General features: G+C 52.4%; 11 protein-coding genes. 6 read left to right on the top strand and 5 right to left on the bottom strand.

Annotated elements, in window-relative coordinates; translation table 11 throughout:
* Positions 1-202: 202 nt before the first annotated feature.
* Entirely contained in the window at positions 203-538 is a 336-nt protein-coding gene (locus tag P8N76_15670) for a Tn3 family transposase (protein ID MDG2383106.1), read from the bottom strand.
* A 298-nt stretch (positions 539-836) separates the two neighbouring features.
* Between P8N76_15670 and P8N76_15665 the strand changes: the two genes are divergently transcribed.
* The 5 genes from P8N76_15665 to P8N76_15645 all read left to right on the top strand — a co-directional run bounded on the left by P8N76_15665 (position 837) and on the right by P8N76_15645 (position 5,061).
* Positions 837-2,072 carry a sugar-binding protein gene (locus tag P8N76_15665; GenBank protein ID MDG2383105.1) on the top strand — a complete coding sequence of 412 codons (1,236 nt, stop codon included), beginning with the start codon at positions 837-839 and terminating at the stop codon, positions 2,070-2,072.
* Between the two features lie 955 nt (positions 2,073-3,027).
* On the top strand, positions 3,028-3,483 hold the full coding sequence (locus tag P8N76_15660) for a Tn3 family transposase (protein MDG2383104.1): 456 nt from the start codon (positions 3,028-3,030) through the stop codon (positions 3,481-3,483).
* Between the two features lie 90 nt (positions 3,484-3,573).
* Positions 3,574-4,113: a Tn3 family transposase gene (locus tag P8N76_15655; protein MDG2383103.1), complete on the top strand. Its 540-nt coding sequence runs from the start codon at positions 3,574-3,576 to the stop codon at positions 4,111-4,113.
* A 115-nt stretch (positions 4,114-4,228) separates the two neighbouring features.
* Positions 4,229-4,633 (top strand): hypothetical protein, encoded by a 405-nt coding sequence (locus P8N76_15650; GenBank protein ID MDG2383102.1) that lies wholly within the window; start codon positions 4,229-4,231, stop codon positions 4,631-4,633.
* A complete protein-coding gene (locus P8N76_15645; protein ID MDG2383101.1) occupies positions 4,615-5,061 on the top strand; it encodes a hypothetical protein in 447 nt (148 codons plus the stop codon). Before P8N76_15650 ends, P8N76_15645 begins: the two co-directional genes overlap by 19 nt.
* Positions 5,062-5,304: 243 nt before the next feature.
* On the opposite strand, the gene P8N76_15640 is transcribed toward P8N76_15645, so the two are convergent.
* The 4 genes from P8N76_15640 to P8N76_15625 form a co-directional block, all read right to left on the bottom strand.
* On the bottom strand, positions 5,305-6,204 hold the full coding sequence (locus tag P8N76_15640) for a TIM barrel protein (GenBank protein ID MDG2383100.1): 900 nt from the start codon (positions 6,202-6,204) through the stop codon (positions 5,305-5,307).
* Positions 6,205-6,769: 565 nt separating this feature from the next.
* The gene (locus P8N76_15635) at positions 6,770-8,581 is read right to left on the bottom strand and encodes a tetratricopeptide repeat protein (GenBank protein ID MDG2383099.1); all 1,812 of its coding nucleotides are present in this window, start codon (positions 8,579-8,581) and stop codon (positions 6,770-6,772) included.
* Positions 8,582-8,592: 11 nt separating this feature from the next.
* Positions 8,593-9,528, bottom strand: a complete 936-nt coding sequence (locus P8N76_15630) for an SgcJ/EcaC family oxidoreductase (protein MDG2383098.1) — start codon at positions 9,526-9,528, stop codon at positions 8,593-8,595.
* 322 nt (positions 9,529-9,850) lie between these two features.
* Positions 9,851-10,969 (bottom strand): SelL-related redox protein, encoded by a 1,119-nt coding sequence (locus P8N76_15625; protein MDG2383097.1) that lies wholly within the window; start codon positions 10,967-10,969, stop codon positions 9,851-9,853.
* 881 nt (positions 10,970-11,850) lie between these two features.
* Between P8N76_15625 and P8N76_15620 the strand changes: the two genes are divergently transcribed.
* Positions 11,851-15,444 carry a mechanosensitive ion channel gene (locus P8N76_15620; GenBank protein ID MDG2383096.1) on the top strand — a complete coding sequence of 1,198 codons (3,594 nt, stop codon included), beginning with the start codon at positions 11,851-11,853 and terminating at the stop codon, positions 15,442-15,444.
* Positions 15,445-15,461: the final 17 nt, after the last annotated feature.

Here is a 15,461-nt window from a genome sequence, read left to right as displayed (position 1 = left end):
TCGTGTAGCTTGGCCAACCGCTGCGCGATCTAGGGCAGCTGCTGTGATCGATCCGTTGTCTCGCCGACATCCGAAACCACATTGAACAGCCCTTCAGCGTTTCGATCCTTGACATACTTCCAGTGGCCCTGCCGAATCGCAAATCACTTGCCGATCTGCCAACGGAAAGAGGGTACTGACCCGATTGCTGCGGAAATTTACCCTAAGCGGCCTGAATCAGCCGTCGCTTGATAACGCATTCCCCGTAGAGCAGTGCATTTCCCCACTCGATGGGACTGATGTGCTCCAGCATTGCCAGGTCGATTCCGCGTTCTTCCGGATTGCACGAGGTAACGACACGTTCGATTTCCTTCGCTTGCCAGTAGATTATGCACGCCGGAATCAACGTGAGGCAGCTACAGCTCGTCATCTGCCCCTGCAAGTCGCGAGCACTAATCCGACCCCGCTTTGCATAGAAAACATCCTTTACCAGGGAATGGAAATGTTCACCCTTCAATAGTCCGCGACGCACTCGTCTTCGCATTGGCGGTCGGGACAGGTATTCCAGAAAATTCCGTCTTGAACACTCCGCCTAGCTCTCTATTTGCCCGATAGAACCGGTTCTTCTGGCTGAATGCTGCGAGCCTTCTGAACGCGATTGAGGCAGTAGCGTGTCCGCTCTCCAGCGACGAATAGAAGCGTGCAATTCGGTCTCACTGTTCATCGAGGCTGCCGAGGAAAGGTTGCCCGTCTGGTTCTCATATAATGGAAAGCGGATGAAATAACCCTTACAACAGGCGGCGTTGATTTTATGTATGCAGCGGACAGCTGGGCCTTCATGTGTGGGGAAATTCGCAATGACGCATCTTCGATCGCAATCACTTGGGGCGCTAATGACGATGTTGTTGGCATCTGCCGTTCAGGCGCAGGATCCGGAGCTCTTCTTGATGAGCTACCCAAACGCGAACATTACCGTAGATGGTGACGCGAGCGATTGGAACCTAGATGAGTTTGACACAATTATTTCCGGAGGAGTAGCACCGGGGGGTGATCCATTTGAATGGGAGCGTATGATGGGCACAGGTGACATCGGCGTGCTCGGTTGGGACGACGCGGAAGAAAATGTGTACTACGGGGCAGCGTGGACTAATGAAGTGTTGCCCGAAAATCGGGCCGACAACTCGGTTAAATTCTATGCACGAGACAACGAGACCCATCAGTACTTTCTCGTCGATATTATCGAAGACGAAATTACGACGTTCAATGATGAGGCGTGGGCGAATGACTCGGTGGAGTTTTACTTTGATCCTTCAAACGATCGTGGCGATCTAGCAGGTGGAGATCCCCCTTGGGAATCAGATGTTCAGTTGGTGATCGACGCGGCCAACCGCTTGCAAGTTTGGCTTGCATCCCCTGAGTATAAGGCGCAGCTAGAAGCCGGTATGAATTCAGCCGTAACCATCACGGACAAGGGCTGGTTGCTTGAAGTGGGAATCGACAAAACTGTTTTCGAGACGCCGTTGCCGGCTGTTTTGGGACCAGCAAACGACCCGGCCGGGAATAACTCCAGTTTTGAATGGGATTACCGTGATATCGACAATCCCGACGATAATGGAGACGTTAGGGGATTGGACCCGGCCTTCACTACCCTTTACGTCTGGGCAGACGGGACTCCAGGTCAGGGAAATCCCGCCAAGATTCCGGATACTTGGGGACAAATGATTGCCGGTATACCATCTGACCCGACCCTTCGTATTGACGATGGCTCACTAACGGATGCTACCGAGCGCGTTAATTACGTGCACGATGTTCTCGGCACTTGGATTGGCGACTCAAACTTCGATGGCGAATTCAATTCGACCGACTTCGTTGTCGTCTTTGGGGCGGGCGAATACGAAGATGAACTTGCTGTTAATTCGACTTGGGCCACCGGCGACTGGAATGGTGACGGTGAGTTCAATTCAAGCGATTTTGTCGCAGCCTTCGTAGACGGCGGATACGAAAAGGGCCCTCGCCCGGCAGCGGTCCCAGAACCGAGCAGTGTCGTACTTCTCCTGATGGGTGCCCTGGCGTGTGTCCGTCGTCGACACTAAACGCGTTTTGCCAAAGATCACATCGCCTCGACGAACGGGGCGATGCTCGTTGTTTAGATAGAAGCAAACATTGGGCGGCACGCACCCCGCCTCAAAGACAAGAGTTGATCTAACTCGGTCTGTTGGAATCATGCAATCGACGCGGATTGGCGGCCATAGCGGATCTGAGCAATGATGCGTTGAGCGAACAGGATCTAACGTTCGGCACACGACAGCGACTCTTGCCTACACCGGCTTGATCGCGGAATTGCGCACCAACAACGGAGCCTTCAACAACGGCGAGCAGGCGGCCGTTTTTTGACGAACCGTCATCGCTGTACGATAACCGAATCCCGAAGTCGGTTGCCGACAGCTATCAAATTGATGAAGACAACACGTTTTGGTTTGTCAACCGTGGCAACGGAGTCTTCAAAAATGACACGGATCCCGAGGCCGATACGCTAAAGGCAAAGCTGGTGACTGGGGCCAGTCATGGAGAACTGCCGTTGCGCGAGGACGGGACCATTTTTTTGCCGATTCGCGTTCGTCCAATCGCAAATCGGCTTCGCGATTTTCTTAGTCCGGGCCATGACAGCCGAAACTTTCGTCGTAGCGAAAGTCGCCAAGACTTTCGGAACCACGCACCGCCGACAGACAAGCCAAATAACTCAAGACATTTCAGATAGAAAACTCAATTACCTTATGCCCGCCATTCTCATCTCAGCAATCGCGGTTGACGTATCTGCTCAGCAGCAAGGCAAAGACAAGGACGTCCCGAAGCAAAAGTGGCGCGTTCAGCAACTCCACAAGGACAATACGAAGGCGCCGCCGGGGCAATCGGCGCCGTTCCGTCGTCGATCCTCTCGCCTAGTTTGCGTGTATGAACACCTGCCCACACCGGCGCGTTGGTAGCCCAACCGCAATCCACCGCTGTGTAACACGAAACAGAACGTGACTACGGTCCGATCGCCTCTCTGTGGAAGCGAAGGACCGAAAAATCAACATGCAATCCATTTGTCAGCAATGGGACCGGATGAGGCAATTCTATGCGTCGCTCGAATCTGGCCACACTGCTGCTTCTGTCGCCTTGAAACGGCTCGCGGGCTACAGCAAGAAGAATCATTTCTACAAAGCCCACCGCGAACTTGGGCGCATCTTCAAGACAGAGTTTATTCTGGAATACATGTCGCAGCCTCTTCTTCGTCGCCGTGCCCGTCGCGGCTTACTAAAGACCAAGCAATTGCACTCCCTGGCACGAGACGTGTGCTCCGGCGAACGCGGCCGAATTACGGTTCGCGATCTTCAAGGGCAAATGACAACGTGCTCGTGCCTGACGCTCATCCTAGCGTGCATTATCTACTGGCAAATCAAAGAAATCGAGCGAGTCGTCTGTGAATGCGACCCGAAAAAGATGGTGTCGATGTCGCCTTGATTGAGCACATCAGCCCCATCGAGTGGGATAACTGTTACTCTACGGAGAATACATCATCAATCGACGGCTGATTCAGGCCGCTTAGCGTATATGGCTGCAGTAATGTTCGCGACACCCTTTATCAAAGAACATTGGGACGACATCCTGCGATTCGTAGCGACCATTAAACTCAAGCAAGCCACCGCGTCGCAGCTCTTCAGACGACTCAATTCGTATTCGAATCAACATCCGCTCGACGCTGCGTTAAAGGAATACGGGCGAATAATCAAGTCGGATTTTATCCTCCGCTACATCCACGATTTGGAATTCCGGCAAGCGATTGAGAAGCAATTCAATAAAGGTGAAAACTCAAATAAGTTTTCCAAGGCGGTATCGTTTGGAAACAACCACGAATTCGTCTATCGTGAAAAGTCAGAACAGCAAATTGCTGAGGCGTGCAAACGCTTAATCAAGAATTCCATCGTCTGTTGGAATTACCTCTACGTAACACAACTTATCGCTCGTGAACCCTCCCCTGAGCGACGAAATGAACTGATTGAGCCGGTCAAGAGAACTTCAATGAAGCCATGTAAACATGCACGGAGAATGCGACTTTTCGGATGCCAAAATAGAAGATTCAGTGGGCCTTGAAACGACCCCCAAAATTATCGATCTCCAGCTCGTTTGAAAACGGGAGTCAATAAATCGTCGAAGCAACTGTAATTAAAGAACTTACGAGAATTGTCGCGGCGGATTACGTTCCTTTGTGCAGAAACACCCAAAGTTGAAGCGGGTTGAATTGAGCCACAATCTATTCACCAGTGAGGGATTGCAACGTCTTTCTAAGATGAAGTCCCTAGAGCAACTCATTATTCATAGCAGCAAAACAGGTGACGCAGTAATCAAGAGTATCGCGACGTTACCACGATTAGAGTCGGTCGAGTTCCAAGGAATGGGAATTGGAACACAAGAACTATTACACCTGACCGAAAACGGTCGTGTGACAGTTAGAAGCGAATGGTTGATTGTGCACGACAGTGACATTGGTGAATACAAAAAGTTCGCTCAGATGCGAAAGCCACCTGATTGCGTGGCCTTTGTCGATTTACGTGGGTCGGATAGTTCGATTCAGAGTATCGTGGGTTGGGTAAAATGGAAACACTTCGGCTGACGGATGCTACCGCCACGCAATGGAATATCCTCACTCAGATTAGAAGGCTCCGCTCCATCGACCTTAGTAATAGCTCAGTCACGGGTGAGCTATTGAAAGTGGTCGGACAGATTCCGAGTCTTATGAGCCTCAAACTCGACGGAACCAAAGTCACCACCTCCGGGCTGCAACACCTTGTCGGCTCAAAGAAGTTGCGATTTCTTAGTCTGAAAAACACGTCAATCACAAATCGCGACTTACAGGCGATTGGACAGATTTCAAATCTAGAAACACTGATGCGAGATTCAAATGCAATAACTGATACGGACTTAGAGCACCTTCTTGGTTTGAAAGAGCTAAAAGATGTAACTCTGCGAGATACACAAATCAACGTACATGCCAAGAATCTCCAAGCACTATCAAAGATGTGTCACGTCGAAGGACCATGACGTTTCAGAGCGAACCAGAATTTCTGTGTATTGCAGGTTCGCAAAATCCAGCAGTTAGTTATCGCTTAGGGTACATTTCCGCAGCAATCGGGTCAGTACCCTGAAAGCGCCTTGCGACTGACCGCATTCAGACCAGATTCGAGTCGAAACAGGGATGTCCCATTCGGATTGAGCCTGGAATCGCTCAAGGCGTGTTTCGCGCCGCTGGAATGGAAAAATTAAATGCCGAAGGAAAACTCCAAGTTAGCCGTTGGACAAATTGACAATGGCTTCCTCGATCAGTTTTTTCGATGCCAAAACGCCGGGAATCGGTTTAAGCTTGCTGCCTTCCCATTCAATCGTCAGGAAGCCTCGATAATCTCCTCGGTCAATGATCTTCAGTAGTCGGTTGTAATCGAAGTGAGGCTGTTTTCCGTTGTCATCAAAACTGTGCATTTTGCAACTAATGGTGACGGTATAGGGCATCATTACTTCTGTACCTTTGTAGATATTGTCCACCTGCTTCCCAAAATCTGGCATTAGTCTCAGTGCAGGATGATCCAATTGCTCACAAATTTGCGCCAAGAATGCCCCTCGCTGACTAAGTTTCGATGCACCCGGTTCAATCACGATCATGACATCCTTCTTCGCTGCTGCGTCGGCTAATGGCTTGAGAGCTGCAACACTCGCTTTGACACCCTGTTGTTCATCATCGCCGGGAGCTCTTAAGAACACTCGTAAGTACTGTACGCCTAAGGTGGCAGCACGATCGATTGATGGTAGTAGTTTTTGCCGACTCGCTTCAGCCTTTTGCGGGTTCGCATCGAGGGCACCTGTCATCAGTAGGAAAGTATGTGCTCCAGCGTCTTCACTTCGCTTGCGTAATCTGGTTAGATAATTCTTGTTATCGAGTTTGTCTGCAGGCAAGCCACCTTCCCAGAGGTCAATCGCTTTGATGCCAAATGTGTCGACAGTGTATTGCGGATAGTCGAGAGGGTCGAGGGAACCATCTTTGAACATGCTACGAAGTGAATACTGACTCAAACCGATTTCGTACTTCGGTGTATCCACTGTTGTATGAGCACGTAACAGGCCTGGCAGTGCTAATCCAGCCACTGCTATTTGACTTGTTTGAGCGATGAATTGTCGACGTGTTCCGTTCATGATGCTAGACCTTTGCGATTTTCGGAGATTCCAATTCCAGGATTATGACTCAGGTTATTCTAGATTTCATTTGTGCAATTCCTGATGGAATCAGATGAGTTTGTGGATTCAGAAATAGGGCAATTCGTCTCGTCATCCTGGCTCTGCTTGTTTGGGGTGCCTGGACGGTGGATCGGTCTAGCAACTCAATTTAAGGACCAATGTTGTTTTGTTCCCAATCGCGCCAAACCTGCACCATCTCGGAGTCGTGAGTCTTTCTTTCAGCGTTTTGAAATGGTCGGTGGCCTTCTTCTCGGCCACTACAGTCCTTTGTCGCTCATCGGCCGCTTCACGTCGCAGGGCCGCCTCCTTCTACGCGTTCTTTGTCTGCTCTAGGGGAAACCTCGACTGCTGGACGGAAACTACCGTCCCGCCGATTCCGAACGTCAACAGCAGCGATGCCGTGATGCTAAACAAGCTGGCCGCCGCCGGCTGCGATTGCCCATCTTATCGTCACCTGAAATCGGTTGCGGTGCGATTCGGATGTTGGCTTCAAATCAGCCGGGTGCTATCTGGGCGTTAACTCTTAACGCGATCGCCGAAAGTCGAGACCTGAGTCATTCGCATCACCGCCGATCACTCGATAATTGAAACCGTCTTTTCCATTGAACTGAACCAGAGCCGGCATCGCGCCACCTTCGGTCGGTTCTAAGACCAGAGTTGCTCCTTCGGTGTAGTACTGCCCCGTTACGGTTTGGGGTTTCCCTTGTTCTGTATAGGTCCAGGTGAAAGCCTTGTCTGGTTCGAGCGTCATCACGAATGCACTACTTCCTCGGCTGGCTTTCCAAGTCCCTTGCAATGATTTTGCGTCGAGGGCTGGAGCATCGGAGGCAGGCAGTGGCTCCGGGTCTGATTCGCCGTCCTTTCCTCCAAGCATTTCCAAGAGTTTATTCGCGACAGCATTTTTGCTGTCGAGATCAACGACACGTTGGAACTCATGTCTCGCCTCGGCATCATAACCGGCAGTGAGGTACTGGTATCCGAGTAAAAAATGGGCCGTGGATTGGTTTGGATGTTCATTGCGATACTGTTCCAGTTCTCGCAATTGTGTCGTGTAGTCCGCGGAATCTTTGTAGAGGCTAATCATGGTTGTCCAGTCCCAGCCTGGGCTAACCGAGAGGACCGCATACAAGGTTTCAGCCGCCTCTTCGTAGCTTCCTAACGCGAACAACACTAAAGCTCGGAATTCGTGCATGTTGACATCATCCGGTACACCTCGGATCGCGGCATCAGTATTTTTTAATGCCGCCTGATAATCACCTTCGTAGAAGGCAGAACGGGCCTCGTCAAAATCATCACGAATTTGCGCCGGAACCTCTTCCTGGATGGCATCCCCGTCACCCTCCGGAGGGTAATAAACGAGAGGTTCCGAATAGTTGTAAACCGTCGTGGTTCCCGCGGTGTAGTAGGGGTTGGAGTATCCCGAATAGCCAAACTGATAGCAGAGGCGATCGACGCCCCACCAGGTTAGTCCCAATGTGGCGTAAACCGGGTAGTTCGACCAGCGATAACGCCAGGGACTGTGCCAATGTCCGTGCCAGTATCCGTGATGCCAATTATTGTGCCAGGAACCGTGCCACGGTCGATTACCGTAGTAGGGCGGACGATAGCCCGGTCGGTCGGGTCTGCCCGGTCGGTCGGGTCTGCCCGGTCGATCTCCGCCGTTACCTGGTCGGTCGGGTCTGCCCGGTCGATCTCCGCCGTTACCTGGTCGGTCGGGTCTGCCCGGTCGATCTCCGCCGTTACCCGGTCGGTCGGGTCTGCCCGGTCGATTTCCGCCGTTACCCGGTCGGTCGGGTCTGCCCGGTCGATCTCCGCCGTTACCCGGTCGGTCGGGTCTACTCGGTCGATTACCTCCGTCCCCGATTCCAGGTAAGTTCGTTGGGCGATCACCGCCGGGTCTCCCGATGCCTGGAGTCGGTCGAGTTGAGGGGCGTTCGATCCCACCTGGTCGTGTACCCGGAGTTGGACGGGTCGGAGGGCGTCCGGTCCCACCTGGTCGTGTGCCCGGAGTTGGACGGGTCGGAGGTGGATTGGGGCGCGTTGTAGGGCGCGTTGTAGGGCGACTGAAGGATGGGGATCGATTTACAGAGGGGCGACTGGAAGACGGTCGTGAACGACCACCGCCGGAGTTCCCACCCCGGGGCGCTGATCTCATGCCGCCAGCTCGCGACGTGCCTCCTCGTCCACCGCCTCCTCGTCCACCGCCTCCTCCGCCGCGACCACGAGCAAATACTTCGCCGGTCGCAAGTAGCAGCATGAGCGATCCAATCAACACCAATCGATATCTGCGCCAACTCAACATATTTTGTTGCCCTTCAGAATTCTCTGCAGTCATCACAAACCGGTTTATTTGGGGGAAGTCAACGTCGGAATCGGTGGCTGTTTCACTACCGTGATGGTAAGTTCAGGCTGGATTGAGTCTCCAACCAAACGGTCATGCGACGTCCAGGCAAATGAGTCTTCGTCGATCATCTGGTAGGTGTTTGTTGCAGTGGCGATCAGCCCCCCTGCAGTCACACCCGAAATCTTTACAACCCAACCGCTTCGGACTTGGGTCCAAACTCCTTGGGCAAAGCCGCCTTGGGAGTCAAAGACCCACGAACGATAGTTGTCACGAGCTGCATCCCAGCCAATGCGGTGTGTGCCACGAAGCACCTCAGTGCCTTCTCTGATAACACGGAAGCTCCCCATTAAATAATTTCCACTCTTAGACCATTCCCAGTGCGAGCGAACGATGGAGTCTCGGCTTTCGTCCACCCAGTCGCCAATGAGCCAAGACAAATGTTTCAATTCCTCATGGGCGTTGATTTCATCATCAGCCTCTGAACGCACGCTGGCGAGTAGCCAGTTCGCGTCACGTTGCTTGACGTGTACGGCAGTGTACGAGCTCTCAGTGATCGCTGCCTCCGGTTCGTTCGCAGGGTTGACGATCGCCTTGCCTTGTTCGACTAACACGCCTGGGGCGACATGACGCACGCTCTCCATGTTGATTTTAATCGTGCCTCCAACAGTCTCTTTGAAGAAGGTGGTGTACTCCGCGATGATGGCGGCCCGGCCATGGAAGACATTACCAAAACCGTCAACATATTCGGCGGCCTCTGTGAAGAGCTTACCAATCGCTTCAGAATCCCCTGCGTTGTAAGCTTTGACGAACTTATCTGCGGACTGTTTTATGGCCTTCAAGTCATCGTCTTCGACCGTATCCTGAGCCGTCGCAGGTGCCAGGCCTGCACCAAGCAAAATCAAGCTAGACAAGAGAAAGTATTGGGGTGCGGATGGCATCAAATTAGAACCTTTTGGAGTTGGAGTCCAATACGCAGGTGTTTACCGACTGTTGACATCGTCCAACACACTTCGCGATAAGTCAAACCCCTGGAGGATTTTGGTGAGGGGGCGACCCCGTTTTGACGAGCTCGATCAAGAATTGGCAGAGCCCAGACGGAAGTCACAAGTTGCAAGAAGCACCGTTGATAGTGGCCCGAGATCACGAGCTGTCAAGGGCTTGAGTCGGTAAGATGTTTACGAACCTCGCCGATTTAACGAAATTTGTTTGCCGTTTCGTCTCTCCTGTCCTCCGGCGAGAACGCACGCTCGTTTGCTTGGCCTAACTCGCCACGCCTTGTCGCCGAAGGCTACATGGCTCACCTTTCAGACCCGTATCAGCTAAATCAATGTAGTTGGGTCGGTCAGCAGCTGTTTGAGCCTTGTAGGTCGCCACAATTTCGCCTTCGCTCATCAAAAATGCGCCAGGCATGCGGAATCCGTCTCCCTCCAAAGTGCCCACGCCGTGGCCCCCAACCAATCCAGCCGAAAATCCTCGCAACCAAATACGCAGACCTAACAGTTGCTTTAAAGAACCGCGTTCCAAACCAAACGCCTCGTACAATGCACAATATGGATCGGAAAAACGGTGCACATCATCCAGATCGGCTCGGGAAGTCATCTGCGTGGCCCGCATGGGGTCGCTCATGTGGATGATTGCCAACTGAACCCCCAGAGCTTCAATCCTGCTCCTCTGACGCGATAGATCGTCGACAGCCTCGCGGCAGAAGGTGCATCCTGCATGGCGTAAGAACACGATGAGCGTAGGTCGCTGACATGAGAGTTGAGCCAGGGTGGAGCCGCGTTGACTTCGAATGTTGTGAATTGCTTCGTTGAAATTAAGCTTTTGTCGAAGTCCCTCGGAACTTGTGCTGATGTCACTGTCCGCACGAAACGCCCAAAATAAGATCCCCCCGAATGGCACCCACCACACGAGGTCGTTCGCTACGATCACTGCAAGCCAGTTCCACGGCAAAGCACCCGACAGAGCAGCGCTGGCGAAACCGATCGGACCGAGAATCTTTCCAAGGAGCCCAACAAGAACGATTGGCCAATGGCGGGCGGGATCCGTGGAAGCAATCAAATAACCAATCCCATAGACCCCGACGATCATTCCCACGCATTGCCAAATTTGCGGGTAGTTTGGAGCATCGAGACCGGTCGCTCGGAAGATAAACAGCGGGAAGAGTACGACAGACGCTCCCCAAAGAAGGTTGTAGATCCCTGCTAAGAGAAGGGTGATTTTTCCCCAACCTGGAAAATTCGTCTTGTCGTGGACTGATTCCATCGGTGCGGGCCTCGGGGTGACCGATTGTGTGTGACCAAGAGTGTAGTAGGTAAACCGAGTCGAAACCGCAGCTTTAACAGGTTTCAGCTGAAATGCAGGTAAACTTTCGGTCACAGCGAGCTCATTAGTGAAAATGCGGTGTTTAGGTGGCGAGACTCACTTGTTTTGGGTGGAATTAACACCCCCCGTGGGAACTATCTCTATGCCGCGATCTCTGCATTCCGCATTGACTTTCACTGGATTGGGCGACATTCCTTGGAGTGTTTCCCAAAATTTTGATCAATTTTTCTACTCGGTGGATTGTTTGGTTTCAATTTGTCTCTGTAGTTTCAGCGCAATCTCCGCTGCATCTCGAAAGGCGCAACCCAACCGCGATTGATCGTGGGAGAGCCGATTCGATTTCCTCGCGAATCCTTGCCAGATGGTCACATCGGCAGGTGCCGTGGCAGGCGATTGAGACGTGGCCGTATCGCAGCCGAAACTTTTTCGTCAGTTTGGTGTTGGGTTCCTACCTTCCACGCTACCAAGAGTTTTCATTTCGCAAGTTGCTAGCGAGTTGGATCGGGCTTCGTTTTGAGAAACGCCACGGCAGAACAGTTGCGTCCGCATCAATGGCACTTTGGCCAAATGCAGGGTGGGATGGCCCCATATCGTGTTCCCTATCGTGATACCAGGTTGAACCTTGATATGGTTTGCCACCATTGTCGCAAGAGCGTCCACGGGGGAAGGCAACTCCGAGGGACATGATGGTGCAGGAGGGCAGGCGATTTCTGCAGGAGGCGTCAGCTGTCTGGCCGGCGACAGCACTTCCGCTGCCAGCGTGCCTGCGATGAGCTGTCTGGTTCGGTTCTTCGGTCCGGGAGTTTGCTCCCGATGACCAGGAGGAAAGTTGTTCTGTGACAGGAATATCGAACGGTCTGGACGAGTATGACCCGGTTCGATACTCTCCGCGCAAGCATTCAACCGACAACACTACATTGGTTAGAGCCTGACGCATGATATTTCGTTATTTGGTTTTTGGAATTGTGGCGGTGATCGCCGGTAGCACGAACGGCGGTAAATCACAGGAGCAATCAACAATTCCTCCGAGTTCGACGTCGATTGTCACCGACGGAAATCCACTTCGAGCGTCAGGGACTGCCACTTCAGACCAGCCGCCAGCTTCCGTTTCGGTGAAGTCATCCGCGATACCGCCAGGTGACAGCCAATCGGTGTCGTCCCAAGACGGTCATCCTGAACCGGCAAAGGTTGACCGCGATGCCAATCGGACGGCGATTGGCGAGCAGTCGATCAAGGAGCGGCTTGAAGCGATCTCATCGTCTAAAAGTCTCGACGAAGAAACGAAGTCGAAGGCACTGGAGCGATATAGGACCGCCTTGAAGTGGGCGCACGAGCGTGGCGACGTCTGCAAGAAAATTGACGGTTACCAATCGGATCTGGAACAAGCTTCCGAACGGGTATCCAAAGCCAAGGTGCAATTGGGCGAAACCCATTCCACAATCGACATTGAAATACCGGCTGATGCGGGCCTGTCGCTTCTTGAAGAGCAACTCAATCAGGCGACAACTCAGTTGTCGAAAGCCCAGCAACAACTGGTGCTCCGGGAGGAAGAGGTCAAAGGCGAGCGAAAGGCGGAATTAGCGAAGCTGATCCCCGCAGCGAAGAAGCGTCTCGAGTCTGCCAGGAAACAGTTGGAATCATCGGCGGGATCTGACGAGAGCGCGGAAATGAAAAATGCGCGGTGGGTAGAGCTGCGTACCCGCATCGAATTACTACAGAAACAGATTGAGCTTTATAAGCTTGAGACTCGCCGCACCGACGCGTTGGCGGAATTTTTTCCACTACAGCGTGATCTGGCAAAACGAGAGAAGAATGCGTTCGAAAAGCAGGTAAGCGAGTTGCAAAAACGCGTTGGCCAATATCGCCGCGCGGAATCGCAACGTCTCGCCCAAGAAGCCCGGCTTCAGGTGGAAATGGCGCATCCAGCTCTGAAGAGTTTGGCGGAGCGAAACGCGGAGTTGGCCGAGCAACGTCAAGTCATGGCTGGGAAAATAGCTGCTGCGGAAAGCGAAGTCAGTAACACGCAGAAAAAAGTTGAGGCTTTGAAGCAAGCCTATCGCAAAGCGGATGATAGCGTGAAAAAGGCCAGTCATTCCACGACGGTTGGCCTCCTATTGCAGAAGCAACAGCATGAATTGCCAGACACGGGAGTCTGCCAACAACGGATTCAATTTGTGGAAGCTGAAATGCCCGTCATTCATCTTAGCGAGATGGAATTTAGTGAGGAGCGTTCAGCACTCGCCGACATGGATGTAGCAACCAGTAATGTGATGTCGGAATTGGGTGTGCACAAAGAAGACGTGCAGCGAGCTTTGCTGGAGTCGACCACGCGGGATTTGCTGATGACGAAGCGGGATTTGCTTGACAAACTGGTTGTCGACTCCAAGGCCTATGTGACCGATTTAACGGCCTTGGAAATTAGCAATCGACAATTGACCGATCAGACGGAAGAATTTGCAGCGTTCATTGATGAACATGTTCTTTGGATTCGTTCTGCTGATCGGTTGGGTGTAGCGGATGTCGCGGGCGCGGGGCAGGGATTGCAGGCTCTTTTTTCGGCCCCGGCCTGGTTGGATTTGGTTAAGCAATCGGGACTCGATACGCTTCAACAACCTTGGATGGCCGGTGCCGTGTTGATTGCAGCTTGTCTGCTGATCGTTTTTCACAGGAGACTTCGCGCGACGATTCGGCGTTTGTGTTCGACGAAAATCTATACGGCTGGCTTAAAATTCTGGCCAACTATTTACGCCTTGTTTCTGGCAGCAGTCGTATCGGCGGAATGGCCCGTTTTAGGCTTCTTTTTCGGTTGGCGAATGACTCGCATGGATTATTCACCCCCCTTCTTGCTCGCCGTCGGGCCAGCGTTACAGTATGTCTCGATTATGCTCTTTCTCAGTGAATTTGTACGCGAGTTGTGTCGCCCACAGGGTGTTGCAGAGGTTTACTTTGATTGGACTGCACACGGAACGAAAATTGCCAGACGAGAAACTTGGTGGTTGGCAGCACTTGGATTGCCACTCGCCGGTGTTGTTGTGTTTTCCGGCATTTTCCAGGACGCCGAATGGACCAACTCGCTGGGTCGGATTGCTTTTATGCTGGGTATGTTGGTGTTGGCCGGTTACACCCATTTAATGCTGGGGAGCAGGGATCACGTGCTCCGAGATGCGATTATGCGTAATCCTGACAGTTGGCTTAAGCATGTTCGGCTTGCGTCTTATTTGCTTGGTGTGGGCATGTCACTCTCACTGGCAGTTTTGGCGGCAATTGGGTTTTATTATTCGGCGCAGCATTTGGCTGTTCGACTTCAGGCAACCCTCGGGATGGTATTGGCGACGGTACTTGTGCACTCAATTTTGTCACGTTGGTTTATGATCAAACGGCGAGCGCTGTCGATGGAGCAGGCCCGAGAGCGACAACAACAGCAGGCGGAAAAGGCGGAGTCCGAGGCTGTTGGAGCGCCAATCCCGGTGGATCAAGGGCCCGATTTGGGCCAAATTCAAAATCGACTCCAGTTGCTATTACGACACGCCTTAACCGTCGGTGTATTCGTGGCGAGTTGGTTGATTTGGGCGGATGTGCTGCCAGCTCTGAAAATCTTAGATCGCGTCGAGTTTTGGCGTAAGTCGGTTCAGGTTGTTGAAGAGCGGGAAGATTCAGTGGGGCAGGTGCAAGCCGAAAAAATATGGGTTGAAGTGCCTACCACGCTCCGCCACGGAGTGATTGCCGCGTTGCTGCTGTTGGCGACTTTCGCCTTGGGGAAAAACTTACCCGCGTTGCTTGAAATTACTGTCCTAAAGAGTCTCCCCTTCGATCGAGGCGGGAGGCATGCGATTTCCGTGATTTTGCACTATTTGGTGGCGCTGACCGGCCTCTTTCTGGCCGGCCGCACCCTGAATATTACTTGGTCGAGTATTCAGTGGCTTGCCGCGGGTATGACCGTAGGACTTGGTTTTGGATTGCAGGAAATCTTTGCAAATTGCGTTTCCGGTCTGATACTACTTTTCGAACGGCCAATTCGTGTGGGAGATGTAATCACGTTAGGAGATGTTACCGGAACAGTGACCAACATTCGAATTCGAGCAACTACGGTAACGAACTGGGATCGCAAGGAATTGATCGTGCCGAATCGGGAGTTGATTACCGGAAGATTACTCAATTGGACATTGTCTGACACCACGAACCGCATCGTGATTAATATTGGTTTGGCGTATGCGACCGATGCCGTCGCAGCTCGAGAGGTGATTCTTGCGGCAATCAAGTCACATGAGAACGTGCTTTCCGATCCAGGTCCGAACGTCACATTCGAGGGATTTGGCGACAGTGCACTCAACTTTGTTGTTCGCGCCTATGTTGCCAGCATGGATGTGCGACTTTCTACGGTGAATGATCTGCACGCGGTGATCCACCGAGATTTACAAGTAGCAGGGATTGAGATACCATTCCCGCAGGTAGATATGAACGTCCGCGGTTTGCCCGTCGATAACAAGGAAAGTGTTCGCACAATCGGTCGGCGGTCGGAGGCAGCTTAGGGCAGCCGTGGATCGAT

It is taken from the genome of Pirellulaceae bacterium, assembly GCA_029243025.1.
Taxonomy (GTDB): Bacteria; Planctomycetota; Planctomycetia; order Pirellulales; family Pirellulaceae.
This window is presented reverse-complemented; position numbering and strand designations above follow the sequence as displayed.

Bases quoted from the DNA above. Each gene is read 5' to 3' on its own strand.
- P8N76_15620 (MDG2383096.1), top strand. From the start codon at position 11,851: ATGATATTTCGTTATTTGGTTTTTGGAATTGTGGCGGTGATCGCCGGT.
- P8N76_15640 (MDG2383100.1), bottom strand. From the start codon at position 6,204: ATGAACGGAACACGTCGACAATTCATCGCTCAAACAAGTCAAATAGCA.
- P8N76_15630 (MDG2383098.1), bottom strand. From the start codon at position 9,528: ATGCCATCCGCACCCCAATACTTTCTCTTGTCTAGCTTGATTTTGCTT.
- P8N76_15665 (MDG2383105.1), top strand. From the start codon at position 837: ATGACGCATCTTCGATCGCAATCACTTGGGGCGCTAATGACGATGTTG.
- P8N76_15635 (MDG2383099.1), bottom strand. From the start codon at position 8,581: ATGACTGCAGAGAATTCTGAAGGGCAACAAAATATGTTGAGTTGGCGC.
- P8N76_15655 (MDG2383103.1), top strand. From the start codon at position 3,574: ATGGCTGCAGTAATGTTCGCGACACCCTTTATCAAAGAACATTGGGAC.
- P8N76_15645 (MDG2383101.1), top strand. From the start codon at position 4,615: ATGGAAACACTTCGGCTGACGGATGCTACCGCCACGCAATGGAATATC.